Source organism: Paenibacillus sp. 7523-1, assembly GCF_002276415.1.
In the GTDB taxonomy this organism is placed as follows: domain Bacteria; phylum Bacillota; class Bacilli; order Paenibacillales; family Paenibacillaceae; genus Paenibacillus; species Paenibacillus illinoisensis_A.
This window is the reverse complement of sequence record NZ_NPBR01000030.1, coordinates 20,033-38,030: the sequence shown is the minus strand read 5'-3', so window position 1 is coordinate 38,030 and position 17,998 is coordinate 20,033. Positions and strand designations below refer to the sequence as shown.

Annotated in this window: 18 protein-coding genes; 3 read left to right on the top strand and 15 right to left on the bottom strand. The window is 48.1% G+C overall.

What is annotated here, in order from left to right:
• Window positions 1-76: 76 nt before the first annotated feature.
• Together lepB and CHH60_RS27525 are read right to left on the bottom strand one after the other, a co-directional pair.
• A complete protein-coding gene (gene lepB / locus CHH60_RS27530) occupies window positions 77-682 on the bottom strand; it encodes a signal peptidase I (protein ID WP_441339418.1) in 606 nt (201 codons plus the stop codon).
• A gap of 229 nt (window positions 683-911) precedes the next feature.
• Entirely contained in the window at window positions 912-1,337 is a 426-nt protein-coding gene (locus CHH60_RS27525; RefSeq protein ID WP_095293213.1) for a GNAT family N-acetyltransferase, read from the bottom strand.
• A 532-nt stretch (window positions 1,338-1,869) separates the two neighbouring features.
• Between CHH60_RS27525 and CHH60_RS27520 the strand changes: the two genes are divergently transcribed.
• A complete protein-coding gene (locus CHH60_RS27520; RefSeq protein WP_056697187.1) occupies window positions 1,870-2,481 on the top strand; it encodes a superoxide dismutase in 612 nt (203 codons plus the stop codon).
• 67 nt (window positions 2,482-2,548) lie between these two features.
• On the opposite strand, the gene mutY is transcribed toward CHH60_RS27520, so the two are convergent.
• The 5 genes from mutY to CHH60_RS27495 form a co-directional block, all read right to left on the bottom strand.
• Window positions 2,549-3,865 (bottom strand): A/G-specific adenine glycosylase, encoded by a 1,317-nt coding sequence (gene mutY, locus CHH60_RS27515; RefSeq protein WP_095362107.1) that lies wholly within the window; start codon window positions 3,863-3,865, stop codon window positions 2,549-2,551.
• Between the two features lie 51 nt (window positions 3,866-3,916).
• Window positions 3,917-4,315 (bottom strand): holo-ACP synthase, encoded by a 399-nt coding sequence (gene acpS / locus CHH60_RS27510; RefSeq protein ID WP_095362106.1) that lies wholly within the window; start codon window positions 4,313-4,315, stop codon window positions 3,917-3,919.
• Between the two features lie 323 nt (window positions 4,316-4,638).
• Window positions 4,639-5,448: an ammonia-dependent NAD(+) synthetase gene (nadE, locus tag CHH60_RS27505; protein WP_095362105.1), complete on the bottom strand. Its 810-nt coding sequence runs from the start codon at window positions 5,446-5,448 to the stop codon at window positions 4,639-4,641.
• 138 nt (window positions 5,449-5,586) lie between these two features.
• A complete protein-coding gene (locus CHH60_RS27500) occupies window positions 5,587-6,021 on the bottom strand; it encodes a BrxA/BrxB family bacilliredoxin (RefSeq protein ID WP_095362104.1) in 435 nt (144 codons plus the stop codon).
• 221 nt (window positions 6,022-6,242) lie between these two features.
• Complete coding sequence (locus CHH60_RS27495; RefSeq protein WP_176476233.1) at window positions 6,243-7,940, bottom strand: two-component system sensor histidine kinase NtrB; 1,698 nt, start codon at window positions 7,938-7,940, stop codon at window positions 6,243-6,245.
• A 299-nt stretch (window positions 7,941-8,239) separates the two neighbouring features.
• Here CHH60_RS27495 and CHH60_RS27490 point away from each other — a divergent pair, with 299 nt between their 5' ends.
• Window positions 8,240-9,514, top strand: a complete 1,275-nt coding sequence (locus CHH60_RS27490; RefSeq protein WP_095362102.1) for an NAD(P)/FAD-dependent oxidoreductase — start codon at window positions 8,240-8,242, stop codon at window positions 9,512-9,514.
• 75 nt (window positions 9,515-9,589) lie between these two features.
• On the opposite strand, the gene CHH60_RS27485 is transcribed toward CHH60_RS27490, so the two are convergent.
• The 4 genes from CHH60_RS27485 to CHH60_RS27470 all read right to left on the bottom strand — a co-directional run bounded on the left by CHH60_RS27485 (window position 9,590) and on the right by CHH60_RS27470 (window position 13,580).
• Entirely contained in the window at window positions 9,590-9,973 is a 384-nt protein-coding gene (locus tag CHH60_RS27485) for a hypothetical protein (RefSeq protein ID WP_095362101.1), read from the bottom strand.
• A gap of 84 nt (window positions 9,974-10,057) precedes the next feature.
• Complete coding sequence (locus CHH60_RS27480) at window positions 10,058-11,308, bottom strand: ABC transporter permease (RefSeq protein ID WP_095362100.1); 1,251 nt, start codon at window positions 11,306-11,308, stop codon at window positions 10,058-10,060.
• A 19-nt stretch (window positions 11,309-11,327) separates the two neighbouring features.
• Window positions 11,328-12,059, bottom strand: a complete 732-nt coding sequence (locus CHH60_RS27475; RefSeq protein WP_095362099.1) for an ABC transporter ATP-binding protein — start codon at window positions 12,057-12,059, stop codon at window positions 11,328-11,330.
• Between the two features lie 201 nt (window positions 12,060-12,260).
• Window positions 12,261-13,580 carry an MFS transporter gene (locus CHH60_RS27470; RefSeq protein WP_095362098.1) on the bottom strand — a complete coding sequence of 440 codons (1,320 nt, stop codon included), beginning with the start codon at window positions 13,578-13,580 and terminating at the stop codon, window positions 12,261-12,263.
• A gap of 489 nt (window positions 13,581-14,069) precedes the next feature.
• Here CHH60_RS27470 and CHH60_RS27465 point away from each other — a divergent pair, with 489 nt between their 5' ends.
• Complete coding sequence (locus CHH60_RS27465) at window positions 14,070-14,531, top strand: MarR family winged helix-turn-helix transcriptional regulator (protein WP_095362097.1); 462 nt, start codon at window positions 14,070-14,072, stop codon at window positions 14,529-14,531.
• An 86-nt stretch (window positions 14,532-14,617) separates the two neighbouring features.
• On the opposite strand, the gene CHH60_RS27460 is transcribed toward CHH60_RS27465, so the two are convergent.
• From CHH60_RS27460 to CHH60_RS27445, 4 genes are all read right to left on the bottom strand, one after another.
• Window positions 14,618-15,055: a hypothetical protein gene (locus CHH60_RS27460; RefSeq protein ID WP_095362096.1), complete on the bottom strand. Its 438-nt coding sequence runs from the start codon at window positions 15,053-15,055 to the stop codon at window positions 14,618-14,620.
• 233 nt (window positions 15,056-15,288) lie between these two features.
• The gene (locus CHH60_RS27455) at window positions 15,289-16,803 is read right to left on the bottom strand and encodes an MDR family MFS transporter (protein ID WP_255248108.1); all 1,515 of its coding nucleotides are present in this window, start codon (window positions 16,801-16,803) and stop codon (window positions 15,289-15,291) included.
• A gap of 45 nt (window positions 16,804-16,848) precedes the next feature.
• On the bottom strand, window positions 16,849-17,421 hold the full coding sequence (locus CHH60_RS27450) for a GNAT family N-acetyltransferase (RefSeq protein ID WP_095362094.1): 573 nt from the start codon (window positions 17,419-17,421) through the stop codon (window positions 16,849-16,851).
• 197 nt (window positions 17,422-17,618) lie between these two features.
• Entirely contained in the window at window positions 17,619-17,915 is a 297-nt protein-coding gene (locus CHH60_RS27445) for a hypothetical protein (protein ID WP_095362093.1), read from the bottom strand.
• Window positions 17,916-17,998: the final 83 nt, after the last annotated feature.

Below are 17,998 nucleotides of genomic sequence, written 5' to 3'. Positions count from 1 at the left end.
TGTGTACCGCATTTAAATGTGATAAGGGTCTATCTATTTGACGCAAAATGCAGTCTAAAGTTTCCGGACCAACATTTTACAGCTTCTTAATCTCGGAAAACGGCCAGAAAATAAACTCGGCTTTGCCGACAATTTCGCTGGATGTAATACTGCCAAACACGCGACTGTCCTTGCTCTTCCCTTCATGACGGTTATCACCCATCACAAAATAATGATCATCCTCAAGCGTGATCGGGCCAAAATCAGGATCCTGCACCTCGGTATCCGTATACGCCTCTGCCTGCTGTTCTCCATTCACAAACAAATGGTGGTCACGTACTTCAACCGTATCGCCCGGTAGTCCAACAATACGTTTAACCAGAAACTCCTTTTTCTCCACACCTTCACTCGGGTCCCGCAGTACAATAACGTCAAACCGGGATGGCTTCCCAATATCATAGACAATCTTGTTGACGAACAAACGATCACGCTCGACCAGTGTCGGCTGCATCGACTGACCTTTAACCATCGACAGGTTAAATACAAACAAATTCAGCAGCATCATGATCACAAAAGCAACAACGATTGTCTTCACCCAGTCCCAGAGTTCTGCAGCCCAGGATTTAACCGGCTGTCCAGACCCTGTCTGGTTGCTTCGATCTTCGGAATTCATACGCTCTGTAGAAGGTATATTGGAGTTCAAAGGGACACCTCGTTTATCAATTTTGTTCCAAATGAAGGCGTTCATATTCCCTCTAAGTCTATCTTATTTGCCGGAGTGAAACAATTGGTTATGAACACCAGCAGCGCGAGGCATAATCCGAAGCGTGTTATCATACAAATAGAAAGGCATATCCCCACGTGGTTACGTTAAAGGATATGCCTAATATAAAATGAAAATCTGTTTATTTCTTTTCTTTAATCATTCAAACCTAAGCTTTGGACAAAATACTAAGTTTCTGAAAAGCACTTAATATCTTGTTGGCACCGTAACCCATAGCTTCGTATAGAGGCATGGCTGCTTTGTTGTGCTCATCACCCGCGACCCATATTTGGCTGACTTTTCGTTGCTGAAAACGTTGCTCCATGGCCTCGACAAGTGTTTTGCCGACTCCACGGCGACGATAGTCTGGATGGACCGCAATACGGTAGATGCATCCCTGGTTGTGATCAATCGTACCGATCAAGGCGCCGACGAGGTCTCCCTCTTCTTCCGCAACCATAATCAGGTCAGAATCCCATGACAATTGACGGGCAAACGGGCCCATCGTGTTCTCATAACACTCTTCCGATAGTGCAACCTGGAGAAGCTCCGTCATCTGGCTTGCATCACTCAACTGAAAGGAACGAACGTGCATGTCTTAAATCTCCCTTTTCGTTAGCTTGATGAGGTTTTACAAAAAAGGGATCCCCTTTTTACCAAAAACCCAATGTTCGAATAATGACAAAAAACGAGAAAATACCGCTTCTTCGTCAATTAAACCATACTTTCCGCCATAAAACACGCATTTTCTTTTGAAAGCGCTTAATTGTAAACGTTTACATCCGAATATTAACTTTTACGTCTATGAAATCGACGAATATCACATAAATATATTCATATTGGGTAAAATATGTTTGTTAACCCGAGTCATGCAATTGATCAACTTCCCAGGGGACTTAATAAACAAAAATGTTGCTTAATTAGCCCGGATGCGGTTTAATATTAGTGGCAAGGGTATTATTACATATGTACCTGAGCAGTTTGCATTCATCCAATGATCGACTCTCCTTCACCAAGGTTGAGATCGAAATGATTCCTTTCGTCTATATCCTTGTACCGGGGATCGAATCAATTGATGATGCAAAATGCTGATTAAAAAATTCAAAATCTCAGGAGGTATTTTCACTATGGCTTTTCAATTACCGGCACTTCCTTACGCTAACGACGCTCTGGAACCACATATCGATGCACAAACGATGGAAATCCACCACGATCGCCATCACAATACTTACGTAACTAACCTTAACGCAGCTCTGGAAAGCGCTCCTGAACTGCAAGAAAAAAGCTTGGAAGATCTGATCGCTAACCTCGACAGCGTACCAGAAAGCATCCGCACAGCGGTTCGCAACAATGGTGGTGGACATGCTAACCATAGCCTGTTCTGGGAAATCATTGGACCTAACGGCGGCGGCGCTCCAACAGGCGACATCGCAGCTGCAATCGACAGCGAACTGGGCGGCTTTGACAAATTCAAAGAAGACTTTGCAAAAGCAGCTACAACTCGTTTCGGTTCCGGTTGGGCATGGCTCGTTGTAGGCAAAGATGGCAAATTGTCCATCACTAGTACGCCTAACCAAGACAGCCCGCTCTTCGAAGGTCTGACTCCAGTATTGGGTCTGGACGTATGGGAGCACGCTTACTACCTGAAATATCAAAACAAACGTCCTGATTACATCGGTGCTTTCTGGAATGTAATCAACTGGGATGAAGTGAACAAACGTTACGCAGCAGCGAAATAAGACTGCCTGCCTATAAGAAGAGCCTGATTCGGTCGTCATGACTGAATCAGGCTCTTTTTTATTGGAATTATTCCTTTACCTCATCATACGCCCCAGCAAAGTAACTGCTCAGCAGCTTCAAGAAGACATTAGGGAATGCCAGCTTGTCCATATCCTTGGGCCCGATCCATCGATAAATGAGTCCGTCTCCCTTGCCTGTCTGCGACAGGGCAGAGTTATAGGGTGTATCCGCAGCTTCCGTAACGCTCTCTCCAACCAGATCGGCTGTTGATGAACTAACATCCAGCATGGAAGCAGCCATCTCCTTGGCGGCCGCCTGGGCATCTGCATCATAGGCGGCTCTTGCTTCCGCAGCGATCAGCGGAAGCTCCTCACTGCCCTGGTCCTGCTCGGTGAACTTGTACACCTGCAGGTTCCAAACAATGTGGCTGAACACATGCTCCGCATGGGTAGCCAGCCCCTCCGGGCGGGCAGCGAAGCCCTCCGCCCACAGACTGCCAGCCAGCAGTGCCATGGCTGGCTCATCGGCCAGCGGCCCCGCCGCCTTGCCGGCTGCGGCGGGCGCCGCCAGCACATGCGGCAGCTCCCACATGCGGGCCAGCAGGCCCGTCGCTGGGCGCTGGCGCACAAGCACTTGGCCGCGATGCTCGCCGCGGCCCTCAACCAGGGCGACCAGCCGCTGCTCAGGGCGCGGCGGCTTCGCCTTGGTCTTGACCGGCAGCGTGAGCTCCCGTCCGGCGATGCGGCCGGAACATTGCTCCATGACCGGGCAAGTCAGGCAGTGCGGCGCTTTTGGTGTACATACCAGCGCACCAAGTTCCATCAGCGCCTGATTGAAATCACGCGCGCGCCCTTCCGGAATGAGCTCTCCTGCAAGCTCTTCCATTAGTACCCGGGTGCTGCCCTTCATAATGTCCTCATCAATGAGGAAGTATCTGGACAGAACCCGCATGACATTGCCGTCCACCGCAGGCTGCGGCTGGTTGAAGGCAATACTGAGAATGGCCCCGGCTGTATACGGGCCCACCCCTTTTAATGCAAATACGGCCTGTTTATCCTGCGGCATCTCTCCTCCGTGCAGCTCCATCACCTGCTGGGCTGCCGCCTGAAGGTTGCGGGCACGGGAATAGTAACCAAGTCCCTCCCAGTTCTTCAGCACATCCTCTTCCGCCGCTTCGGCCAAGGCCTGAACGGTTGGGAAATTGGCAATAAACCGGTTGAAATACGGGATGACCGTATCCACGCGAGTCTGTTGAAGCATGATTTCCGATACCCACGTAAAATAGGGATTATTGTGACGACGCCACGGCAAGTCACGTCTGTTAATCATGTACCAATCCAGCAAATTCACACTAAAGTGTTGCTTTTGTTCCATTAAACCCATATTCCGTCCTCTCCTGTTACCTTGCTATTCCTATTGCTCTATTCTTACCAGCTATTTGTCCGTCTTCTCCACAATGGCAAAAGCTGCCGCAAGCTCTGTCTGATGCGTAATACTGAGATGAATATCATACTGCTGGTCATATGGCAATTGAAGCCGTTCCCAAGCCTGGCTCGATAACGTGGCGACCGGGCGTCCCTTTTCGTCAGGAAGCACCTCGATATCTGTAAAACTCATCACTCGGCCGATGCCGCAGCCAAACGCTTTGGACACTGCTTCCTTGGCTGCAAACCGGCCAGACATAAATTCAGTCATTCTCTTCCCTCGTTCAGCTGCCAATCTCCGCTCAGCCGGAGTTAAAATTCGAGCTATAAATGCTTCGGCATAACGACCAGACAGCAGCTTCTTCATACGTCCGATCTCCAGTACATCGTTTCCAATTCCATATATCATTAACGATTCACCCGCTTAATCTTTTATGCTGTGTAGAATCTTGAATGGTTTCTATTCATCGCTGTTACTCCGAACACGTATTCTATTGTAGCAGGAGGTAGAGCGAGAAGCGAGTACCTCACCGACATTCCCATTAATGTTAAAATAAGAATCCGGAAGGATGTGGACCTGGGCCTGCTGCTTCGTCAGATTGAAACCTGGAATGGATCATAATGGATATCAACCATTTTCAACTACAGCAAAAAGAGTCACTGCCTCATGCAGTGACTCTTTTTTTCATTAACAAGCTAAATCATTCACCCTGTAAACTTTACACCAACATTTTAGATGCCTGGGATGGCATTGCGTTTATGGTGTGTGCGTGTATAGAATGACTCAAGACGCTCCTGTGCAGCAGGATCAATCTGTTTGCCTTCCAGATAGTCGCTGTTATCCTCATAGGAAATACCCAGTTCCTGTTCATCGGTCTGGCCTTCCCAAAGCCCTGCTGAAGGAGCCTTGTCCAGAATTTCGCTCGGAACACCAAGGTATGCAGCAAGCTGACGAACCTGACGTTTGTTCAGGCTGCTCAGTGGGGTAATATCAACTGCCCCGTCGCCCCACTTCGTATAGAAACCGGTGATGGCTTCGGAGGCATGATCCGTACCTACCACCAGCAGGTTTTCTTCAAAAGAAAGTGCATATTGCATAACCATGCGGGTTCTTGCCTTTACATTCCCTTTGCCTTGTGGAGTCATATGACGTGGGCTGCCCATGGATTTGAAGCCTTGCTCCACTTCAAGCGCGATCTCATTAACCGCATCTTCAATATTGGTTTCCACCACATGCTTCAGGTCAAACGCTTTTGCAACCGCGTAGCTGTGATCGATATCGGATTGCTCACCGTATGGCTGGAATACTCCCAGTGTTTTGTATTCCTGGTTGTTCTCAGCTGTGAGTTCGTCTGTAGCCTTTTTGCACAACGCTGCAGCGACCGCACTGTCAATTCCGCCACTAATGGCAATAAGCAATCCCTTGGTACCGGAATTTTTCACATAGGATTTCAGAAAGTCAACGCGTTTGCGGACTTCCTCTTCTTCATTAATGCTTGGCTTAACCTTCAACTCAGCGATGATCTGTTGTTGCAAACTCATCGTTCAACACACCCCGTTTCTACATAAATGAAATTTGATGTCCAGCTTGAAAGGTCCGAATGGTTCAATAACCTTATTTGCTCAAAATGAAACGCCCCGGCATCGGTCATCCGAAGGGCGGGGCGCTCCTAGAGCTAATTAACGGCAGTAACGGTCAAATGCATTCGTGAGATCAGCCGCAATTTCCTCCGCAGAACGGTCTTCCACTTGGTGACGCTCGATAAAGTGAACGAGTTCACCGTCTTTCATCAGAGCAATGGAAGGTGAGGACGGAGGGTACGGTGCAAAGAACTCACGCGCTTTTGCTGTAGCTTCTTTGTCCTGTCCGGCAAATACCGTATACAGGTGATCCGGTGTAATATCGTGCTGAAGCGCTTGAGATACACCTGGACGACACTGACCTGCGGCACATCCGCACACCGAGTTAATCACGACAAGTGCTGTTCCTTTAGCATCTGGCAGACTAGCTTCTACTTCCTCAGGGGTACGCAATTCCTGAATACCCAGGCGAGTCAGCTCATCCCGCATCGGTTGAACCATATCTTTCATGTATTGATCAAATGACATCGACATTCGTTTCACTCCTTATTAATGGTTGTTCTATTATTTCGGGGAACATGTAATTGCCTCGGAATCCACAATCATCAATGCTCCGCCATACAAAACATGGATTTTAATGATGTGCTATCCCTATTATACATCGCCAAGCAATGAAAGCAAGGTTCAGACTCCGCCTGCGGTAAGGCTTCTTTCATATTATTATGTCTTGTTCCCTGGCAAAATATGCTGAGCTTTTATCGTTGAAACGAAACCTTGAAGGTCGTACCCTCACCTTCCTGTGACTCCACCGTAATCGTTCCGTTGTGTCGTTCCACGATGCTTCGGCACATGGATAACCCGAGTCCGGTCCCTTTGGCTTTCGTCGTATAAAAAGGTTCAAACAGCTTCTCTTGCTTCGGTTGTGCTATGCCTGCACCTGTATCGTGTACACACAGCTCGACCTTGTCATCGACCATCCGCGTTTCGAGCGTCAGAACCCCCTTCTCTGTCATGGCTTCCATGCCGTTGCGAGCCAGATTGAGCACGACCTGCTTGATTTCTTTCGTATTCAGGTGCAGCTTCGGCACATTATGGTCAAGCATGAGTTCGATACTCTGTCCACGCAGATTGGCATCTGCCCATAACAACGGGCTCAATTCATGGATAATGTCATGCAGCTGGGACTCTTCCTTTTCTGAGATTCGGTTCTGTGCTAGGGAGAGAAAGTCATTGATGATGCTGTTTGCCCGGTCCAGCTCCTCCAGTACAATCTGATAGTAGTGATCTAGCGATTCGGGACTCTTCTCTTGCATTAATTGAAGGAAACCGCGTACAACCGCCATCGGATTTCTCACTTCATGGGTTATGCTGGCAGCCATCTGCCCCACTAGACTTAGACGATCCACATTGTTCAGCTCGCTTCGCAGCATTTCCAGCTCAGTAATGTCCTGAATAATGAGCATGGCTCCCGTGACCTCTCTTGACCTTTCGTGTGAAAGGGAGTAGATCGGCACGGTCCGTGACTGGAATACATAGGACCCATAGCGTACAGTCATTCCGTTGATTTCCCCATGCACAACAGCCTTACGTATACTGTTCTGCAAACTATCGGCCTGACCCTGTTCGACAAACTGGCTGGCCGGGAGACCGATAAAATTGGAAGTGGTCGTGCAGGGCAATTGATTTCTTGCTGTTTGCTCCATGGTATCATTAACAAACTGTACAGTTCCCTCCGGGTCCACTGTAGCGATGGATAATGGAACTGCGTTCAGTATTTGGTGAAGCTTTTCCGTTTCGGATATGTATTGATGATGAACTTCGGACAGATGTTGTTCCAGCCCCTGATGATGATGCATATGCTCAATCCAGAGCATACTAAAGCTGCCTGCAAGAACGGCACCAATGATGTACCCCAGCATGATGCCTATCCCTTGAGCGAGGGAGAACGTTGAATTGCCATCCATCAAAGGAATGCACAGCAGGGCGGATACAATCAATTCTGCTGCGATCAACGAGCTGACCATCGTCATTTTGCGTGAACGCGTATAGTGCTTGAATCGTCTGGCCGTCAACCATACAATAGGATAGAGAAGAATGCCTGTTTGAAGGAGAAACTCGTACAAGGTGTAGGGATGTCCAATAAGAAAATAAGCGATTACATGGAGAAGGGTGAGCGTGAGGCCTACCACAGGCCGGCAGTACAATAGGCTGATGGTAAGAGGTACAACCCCCAATGAAATGGGAATAGCGGCGGGATACGCATAATGGGCAAATAGCAAACAGAGCAGCATACTGGCTGCACTTGTCAATGCCAGACAGTTCAGCATCATTCCACTGCGATCTGCTTTGGCCTGAACATTTTTAGGAAGTCCCAGATAAAAAAAGGGAATCAGGAATACTGCAGAACCTGCCAGCAGCACTTGTAAAAGAATGTCCTTTAACGCAACCATCATGCCATCTCCCTCCTCGCCCGCACATACCCTCATGTATTTCTGATTAAAACATAGGCGACAGTATATTACAATATATCCCTTGAGACCTCATATTAGAACAGTTGCTTTCATTATAAATGGTTAAAGATGTGTACCATTTGTCCTATAATCCTGCATAATTCGATTTTTAACGTCCAAGTGTACTATATATAGAAAACGAAAATAGCTGGAATCTATATGTGGTTTATTCAATTTCTTACCAGTGTTCAATTAAGAGTAATAAAGTAGACAAAATCAATGGAAAAAGAGGGTAATAATATATGTATGATGTCATTGTAATTGGTGGCGGTTCCGCAGGCTTAATGGCATGCGTTGCTGCTGCCGAGCATGGAGCCTCTGTGCTTCTGCTGGATAAGGGAGATCAACTGGGCCGCAAGCTCGGAATCTCCGGAGGCGGTCGCTGCAATGTGACCAATGCCAAAGAGACAGATGAATTGATCAGGCATATTCCCGGTAACGGGCGTTTCTTATATAGTTCATTTCAAAATCTGGACAATCAAGGGATTATGCGTTTCTTCGAAAACCTGGGTATTGCCCTGAAGGAAGAAGACAATGGAAGAATGTTTCCCGTTACAGACAAGGCCAAAACGGTGGTCGATGCTCTGGTGGGCAAGGTGGTTTCCCTGGGTGTGGAGATTCGTACCAAAGAGCCTGTCGAGGAGCTGATTCATGATGGACAGCATGTACAGGGTGTCAAACTTGCATCGGGGAAGATCGTCAAAGCCCATGCAGTCATTGTAGCAACCGGAGGCAAATCCGTACCTCAAACCGGTTCAACCGGGGATGGTTATCCTTGGGCTGAATCAGCCGGACATACCATAACGGAACTTTACCCGACCGAGGTACCGATTGTTTCCGGTGAGAGCTGGATCCAATCCAGAGAACTTCAGGGGTTATCTTTGCGGGATGTAGGGTTATCTGTACTGGATGCCAAAGACAAGACTGTGATTTCGCATCGTGGTGATATGATCTTCACGCATTTTGGTGTATCGGGTCCTATCGCCCTCCGATGCAGTCAATTCATTCGTAAGGTACAAATGAAATCCGGCAGCACTCAGGTCATGATGAGCATTGATTTCTTCCCTGATCTGACTCCAGCTGCTCTGGAAACACAGGTTCAGCAGGTCCTGGAGCAAGAGTCACGCAAGGCGGTTAAGAACATTCTGAAAACTTGGGTACCTGAACGAATGATTCCATTACTGATGAAACGTGCCGAGATTAGTGAAGACCTGACGTTCCACCACTTTCCTAAAGGCATGCTCAGCACATTATGCGGACTAATGAAGTCTTTTACCTTCCGCGTGGATGGCACACGTTCTCTTAAGGAAGCCTTCGTCACTGGCGGAGGTGTGCACTTAAAGGAAATATACCCAAAAACAATGGAGTCCAAGCTGTTGCCAGGTCTATTCTTTTGCGGTGAAGTCCTGGACATCCACGGCTACACTGGAGGGTATAACATTACCGCTGCATTCTCTACCGGATACACCGCTGGCATGCATGCCGCAGAGTATAAAAGTGCCAGTAGTATAAGATAAATAAACATGCCAAAAACAAGAAAACCTCGATGTGCCCACATGCTGTGGGACCCGAGGTTTTTTCTATTCGTCTGATTATGCTTTTACACTGCCCGAGAATCCATCCACTGAATCGTCAAAGGTTGGGTCATCGTCCCGATTATGCAATCCTTGTTGAAGCCCGCTGTCCTGAGTTCCATTTGCATAACCTTCTTGCCAATCCTCGTTAATGATATGAGCCGGAATGGATATATCCTGAAATTGATCAAACCCGTCTGTTTCAGCCAGGAACGCTGCGCTTCCTCCGTGTGACTGCACAATCTCCACCGCGGACTGTATATCCTGGCGATCGGTAGGAATGTACAATTCCAGCGGCCCCGATGGATACGGCTTATATCCAAGCTCCTTCAGCGTGGCCTCCGCCGCAAGCAATGCTGAATGGTCAGAAAAATGTACCTGAAGTTCACTATCGTCCATCATTCGTTTTTTCCTCCTCACTACAGTTGATCTCTCCTATAGCATGGTCACTTATGGAAGACGATATGCGAATTCTACTGAGATACTTTAGCTTGAACGGGTCAATCGAATCCATCCTCCCACGGAAAGGCAGAAGAGTCCGAAGACCACGACAGCTGCCGCAACAATGATACTTAACAGCCAGCCAAGCCAGGTTATTCCCAAAGCGAAACCCATGATAAGGCCCAGCGGGATAAAAAGCATCCGAACCATCGTCAACCCTGCACGGTGCAGGGCAGCCGGGTCATAGGATAGGAGCTGCACATAGTCTGAATTCGCGAACACATCCCATGAGCGATAAAACAGCAGGGTCAGCATAATAATCAGCAAGCAGCACACGATGACATTAACGGGAAAAGGGGGAAGCATAACAGCTGCTGTGGAGAGACTACCCAGCTGCAAATACAGTTTCATCGTGGAAGAGTCTCGAAAAAAAGCTTTGAAAGCCGTTTCGGCTGTCCGGTTGGACATGGAACGATTGCGCAGAAGCCTGCGCCTTTTTCGAAAAATGACTGTTTTTGTACGAGGAACCTTCGGCTTGGATACCGATTGACTTAACATAAGCGCCGTTAGCTTCAATCGACCTCGTAAATCCTCCCGTACATCCCCCTCAAACGTGCCCTTCATCAACAGCCTCATTTGGATCAAAGTGACAAGGATAAGGATTCCGACAAAGATTCCAGCAAGCTGTCTCCAGATCTCTCCGTCCATCCATGACGTTGTACGGATCGTAAAAAGTCCCAAGGCAATCGCGGCAGGGATGAGTCGAATCCAGCGTCTCCATCCGGTATATCGCACCTTAATGATGTGCAGAGCGATCGCCTGAATGGAAGCCACTATACCAAACCAGAGCGCAAGGAGCGCGATAGGTGTAAATGACATTTCATAAACACGAGACCACAAGGGTGCGGTCAAGGCCGTAATCACCATCATTTTGCCCAAATGCAGCACACAGGCTCGGAAAAGCCCTTGCTTCATTAAGGTCCGCATCCATAACGGTCTTGATTTCAGAAACAGCATGTCCGCTTCTTCCACAAAGATCAGTACACCGCCTGAAAGCATAACGATATCGATCAGCCCTGTCAGGACAGGCACAGATAGTTCAGTCGCCCATGTTGGTAGCGGTTTGGTCCATAGACTCGAATACCAACCGATCAGATACAGCAGCCCCGGAACCAGCAGATACAACCATACGGTCCAGTCCACTGCCAATCTCAGATTTTTCAACTGTCCATTGAAATGCTCTCGACTCCTGCGTCTATATAAACGAAGTGGTGTATATCGCTCAGAGTTTCCCATCCCTCTTTCACCTCCCTGACTAGGATGTCAGTATATCAAAACAGTCGAATAAGGATAATTCTGGCTGCCCGGCTACAGCGCGAATCTCATCCAGCGTGCCTTCAGCGGCCGATCTGCCTGCTGCAATCAGTACAAACCGGTCACAGATCCGTTCCGCTGTATCAAGTACATGCGTGGACATTAGCACCCCTGCCCCGCGGCGGCGTTCCTCATCAAGCAGCTGCAGGAAATCCTTCGTTGCACGCGGATCCAGTCCAATAAAAGGCTCATCTACAATATATACATCAGGTGAAGCCAGGAAGCCGATCATCAGCATCATTTTCTGACGCATGCCTTTGGAAAAACTGCCGGGAAGATCATCGCGTACATGATCCATGCCGAAACGAACCAGCAGTTCCTCCGCTCTCACAACAAATTCCCTTTCCTCCATTTCGTAGGCCGCTGCTGCAAGATCAAGATGCTCCCAGAGAGTCATATATTCATAAAAGACAGGCTGCTCCGGGATGTAGGCATATCTGCCCTCTCCTCCAATTGCAATCTCAAACTCGGCATGCTCCAGCAAGCCAAGCATCGTTTTGATGGTCGTGCTTTTGCCTGCACCGTTTGGACCAATAATACCTACCAGTTCTCCTGGATACACCTGGATTTGAATGTTTTGTATCGTCGACTTGCCTGCTTCATATCCTGCCTCTGCTATATGTACGTCCAGTATGGACTGCTTCGATGCTGACTCTTCCATATCGATCTTCATGACCTTCACTCCCCGGTTAATGACTTGTCCAGTGTGTTCTCCATTATTGTAATGGAGGTATTAGCTTTGTATTTGATCATTTTGAGCATCTTTAATGAATTAGAGATGGAAAATGAAAAACCTTTAAACACACAAAAAAAGCAGGGTTCCGAAGCCCCTGCCTTTTTAAAACACTAGAGTGGAATCTCATACCAAATGATGCTAATCGCTTACAGCCACTGCCTCACTCGCCACCGTTACATCCATCATTTTCGATCTGCGTTTTAATACATAGACCAATCCCAGAAGTGTCATCAAAATGCCTGAACATACAAAGGCAGGGATAACACCAAACGACGTGACCAGAAATCCCCCTACAACAGGACCCATAATATTGCTTGCTGTCATGACGCTGCCAACAGTACCAAATACACGCCCAGTCATCGCTTCAGGAGTTTGTTCCTGCAGCAAAATTTGAAAAGGCACCACGGCGAACCCAATTCCGATTCCTGCCAGGGCAAACATCGATATCAGCAGCAAGTTAGCACCCAGACCAGCATGCGGCCATACGCCGACAACGACACCTGCTGCACCAATGACAAGCCCAGTTATCGAGGTTCCAATGCCCATTTTCAGCACATGTCCTGCTCTTTTCCACTTCCTCACACTCATGGCTGCAATTAACGTTCCAACCCCACTGGCACCAACGCACCACCCCAGCAGATCACTCGAAATTCCAGGCAGCTGTCTGAACAGGACAACGGTCTGGGAATCTGCAAATTGCAGAAACAGAATGGCGGATGCCAGCAAAATGAGAGAAGAGCCTACCTGTGGAAGTGAAGCGAGCATACGAACGCCTTCCAGCGTATCCTTCAAAAAGGCACCTTTTTCTCGGGATGAAATGCCCCCTATTTCTTCTCCCTTACTTTCTTGTACGGACGGTCTTGCAGATTGGATCACCCGCTTACCCGGAATCCACAGCAAAATAATACCCGAGATGAGAAACGAGGCTGAATCCAGAATAAAACACCAGGTAATCCCAAAGGCTGCCACCAGCAATCCGCCAAGCGCAGGACCTATAATTTTGGACATCTGTTCGATCACCGAGCTGATGGAAACGGCTTGAGCCAGCTGCCCATGCGGCACAAATTCCTTCAACTTCCCGTTCTTGGCAGGTGAGAATACGACGTCGAATAACGATTTGAGAATAAGCAATACGTATACATGCCAGATCTGATCGGCAAAAATGAACCCGGCAACAATCACGACTCGTGCACCGTCCGCTGCGATCATCAACCATTTCCGATTCATCCGATCCGCCAGCGCACCTGCAAACGGCCCTGTCATCAGCACAGGCAATGCCGCACAAAGTGTAGTAAACGTAATTTCCCACGGCGTAGCATTCCAACGTATTCCCACCAACGTCAAGATTGCCAACAAATGCAGCCAGTCGCCCAGATTGGAGATGGCCTGCGCCACCATCAGTGTTACAAATGGACGGTTATGCTTCAGCCCGCGTTGTCCCTTCATTGTCATTTCCATTTCCGCTTCTCCTCCACTTGCCGGAATGTTGATATGGCTTTAATTATATAAATGGAGACTTATTCCAACCTCCTTCCGGAGACGGAGAAGAGCCAACATCCGAAGGATGAACTTTCTCAGGTGCAGGCTGCCATGGAGAAGGACGAAAGCTTAAATTTTAAATGCTAAAAATGCAGATCTTGTGACATATCGCATGTTTTTAGTGGAAACAGAAGCTTACAATAGGGACATGGCGACAATCTGAATCGTCAAATGTAACCTACTCAACCCTATATAAGTTGAATATATCGTTTACATGTTAATCGTAACGAAGAGGACAGAAAAAACCTGAAAAGCAACGCGTTCACCTTTATCACCGGATTTTATCTTTGAAAAAGATTCAATAAAATCTGGAGATAACAGTGATTGGAGGGTTGTTCTGTCATCGTAGTGGCAGATAGTAACCTTATATTTCAACTTATATCACTAAACTGAAAAGGCGGGATCAGCATGCTGGAATTACAAGAAATCGGAACCGAACGTTCACTTCATCTGTACCGCACCTTGGCCAAAACATTCAAGAGCGTGAATGAACACGCTGTATCCGGTAGCAAAGTGCACGGCTTCAACCCTACTGCATACGGGGTGCTGGAAGTACTGTATATGAAAGGAGCACAGCCGATTCAACAGGTAGGCGCACAACTTCTGCTGCAGAGCGGGAACGTAACCTATGTCATTGATAAGCTGGAGCAAAAAGGGCTTTTACATCGCAAACACTGTCCGCAGGACAGACGGATTATATTTGTGGAACTGACAGAGGAAGGTCACCGGACCATGGATGATATCTATCCAGGGTATGCACACAAGATCGATCGTGCAGTCAGTGGTCTGAGCGAGGGTGACAAGACATTGCTGTCTGAGTTATTGGAAAGGCTTGCGCTCGGCGCAGACCGTCTATCCGCTAATGGTTGAAGAAATAACCCTGCTGAATAGTGAAAAATAAAATAACCGGTTTCGCCATTCTGCGGCGTAACCGGTTATTGTTGTTGAATTATTTATTAACTTACGCGCTTCCTCGGCTTGCTGATCCATTTCAAAATGAATTGCCATAACAGATAAACAAACGTAATGATCAGTACATATAAATACTGCCCGGTATGCTGAAAAGCATCCATCCTGAATACAAAGATCGCAAATAGAAAACCACATCCTATCCCCAACAGGAGATAAGCCACAATTACATAAATCAACCTTGTTCCTGGATCCTTCATTTTTGTTGAAGCAAGCACACGATCGACGAATAGGGAAAGAGGCAAAATGAGGAATAGCATCGTGGCCGCATTGATCAGCAAACTTATGATCCATATATACCAAAAAGGATAGTAATACGTATCTTCTGCTCGTTCCGCCAACGTTAGAAATCTTGAAACCCCAACGTACAAAGAAATGGTTATGACGGTCAGCAAGGCTGCAAATAATTTAATGGAAAATGGCATGTACCAATTAGATTCAGTCTTTGAATTATTCAATACACCTCAGCCCCATTCATATCAGATAACTCCATCTGGTACGGCGAAAAAGTAAAAACCTACTATAAATTATATCAAATTCCCATTTAGAACCAACAAAAAAAGCAGCTGATCACAGCTGCCTTCTGGTGAAATCAGTGCTTTATCTCGTTGTGCTAATCAACAAAGTATCGGTCTTATGTACCGCATGGGTTAGACAATCACTTCCCGGCAACCTTGGCCTGTTTCGGCATTCCTGCCTCTGCCTCTTCCGGTACGATTAAACGTTTGCGTAATGCTAATGTGGTTAACCAGGATACGATCGCAATGACGAACATGATGACAAACAGGGAATGCAGACTGCCTTCCAGCACATTCCGAAGCAATGCCCATTTGTCATCCGACAAGGCAGCATCTGTATGCGGTGCGAGCAGCTCATTCAAGTCACTTTCGGAAATGCCGGCATCGGCCAGGTGCTGTTCACTGGATAATTTCGATATCCGGTAATTCAACCATGTGCCAAATACGGCTGCGCCAATCGTTTGCCCCAGAGTACGCATGAACGTATGCAGTGCCGTTGAAGATCCACGTTCCTGATATCCTACAGAGGACTGTGCAATGATGGTGAATATCGTAAACGCAAATCCAAAGCCAAGTCCGTATATAAAGGTCAAAACAAACAGCACGGCCTGCGGGGATGTTCCCCCGACCAGGAATAGCCCTCCCGAGCCAATCGCGATTCCGGTCAATCCAATGAGCGCAGTCAGACGTGACCCGATTTTCATCAACAGACGACCTGCCAAAACGCTACCGATTAACCAGCCTACAGACATCGGCGCGAGCAGCAGTCCGGATTCAGTTGCATTGCCTCCGCGAACGCCCTGTACCCATAACGGCAAATAACTGGTCAGGCCGATCATCAACGTGCTGGTGAGCAGTCCCGCAATATTGGCAACGCGGATATCCCGAATACGGAACAGATGCAGCGGAACCATCGGCGCCTGGGCTCTTTTCTCAACAACAAAGAATAAGATCATGAATACAACCGCAACTGCACTCAGCCCCAAAATGAGCGGAGAGCTCCAGGCATAATACTGCCCGCCTGCTGACAACACAAAGAGTAATGCCGTTATGCCCACCGTGAAGGTCAGCGCACCGACGTAGTCGATTTTGGCGGTACGAGGTGAGATGTCTTCCTTCAAATAACGAAATACGAACCACATGGCAAGCAGACCAAATGGCACGTTGAATCCGAAAATCCACTGCCAACCAAGATTATCGACAAAGTAACCGCCAAGCAGCGGCCCTGCCAGGGAAGATATGCCCCACACCGAACTGATCCAGCCCTGAATCTTGCCTCGTTCTTCAATTCGGTAAATGTCTCCAATAATCGTAAACGTAACAGGCACAACCGCTCCTGCCCCAATCCCCTGAATGGCACGGAAAATAATCAACTGTTCCATATTCTGTGAGAAACAGCAAAGCAATGAACCGAGCAAAAACAATGCACAGCCAATCAGGAACACGGGCTTTCGGCCGTAAAGATCACTGATCTTGCCAAAAATCGGCGTGCTGACAGCCATCGTGAGCAGATATGCGGTAAAGATCCAGCTTAGCAGCTGCACACTTCCCAGCTCACTGACAATCGTTGGCCCCGCCGGACCAATGACCGTTCCTTCAATCGCCGACAAAAAGGTTGCCAGCAACAATCCTGCCAAGATGAAACTGCGTTTCAAACCTCCGGTTGTATTCACACAAACCCTTCTCTCTTTGTTCTCTGTTTATTTACGGTGCTTGCGCAGCCACTCATCGTACAGCAGGGAGTACATCACCATATCCTTATACCCTGTTGACGTATGCTGTACCTGGCGAAGCAGGCCTTCCCGCGTGAAGCCTTGGTTCATTAGAAACTCACCGGAAGCGGCATTTCGCGGGTCGACCAATGCTTCAATCCGGTTAAGCCCCATGGTCTCATACCCGAAAGGCAGCATCACCGAGAACACTTCGGTCATATATCCATGCCGCCAGTAGTCACGACCCAGCTCGTAACCTATCTCTCCGCGGAATGCGCCTTCAAGCTGCCAGGTATTGTATCCACAGCTACCAATAAGACGGCCTTTCTCCTTCAGTTCGATGCCCCAGCGAATCGCCTCCTCTTCCCCTGCCATATGATTAAGCAACCCAATCATAACCGCAGCTTCACTTGTCCCGATCATCGGCGCCAGATTCATATAGCGGGTCACCTCCCGGTCTGACCAGTATGCGAACATCTGAGCCGCATCCCGGCGGCGCATTTTGCGCAGACGAAGTCGTGCTGTCTCGAGTTCGGGAATTCTCCCTCTGGATTTATACATAAAAAGACACTCCGATCCGATCCATCTCTGCAGACCATAAGATTCAATAGTCATCTAAACATAACCTGCGCCGATTGGCAACCGTTCAGTCATCGGTTTTGATATCAAAAAAACCGGGCCGCAAGGGTCCCGGTCTTGTTGTACGTATGATTCAATCGAGCTGTCCTGTAACAGCTTGTCCTGCCAGAGTTTCATCCTCAGGCGGTTGAAGCCTTCTTATCTGCTCCCAGCAGCTCATCGCTGACCCGGCCAAGCACAGCCGTAATTTCCTTATACTCTTCAATGCCTGTCCCGGTCAGGCTCCACTTGTCGCCATGGGCGGTCAGGAAGTTTTCCTGCGTGAGATGTTCAAGCTCCTGCTTGATCTCCCGCTCACCAACACGATAGCCGCGCTCCTCCAATAGAGGCAGTGCGTCACCGACGGTTAAATCCTGATTTTGGGCCAAATATAGAAGATGAATCCGTACAAAAAGATTCTGTACCTCTGCGTGCATAATCCAAACTCCTTCCAGGGTTATAGCCCTCCGTGATTGCTAAGTAATTACCCCGTGCGAGAAGCTGAGAAACAGGATGAATT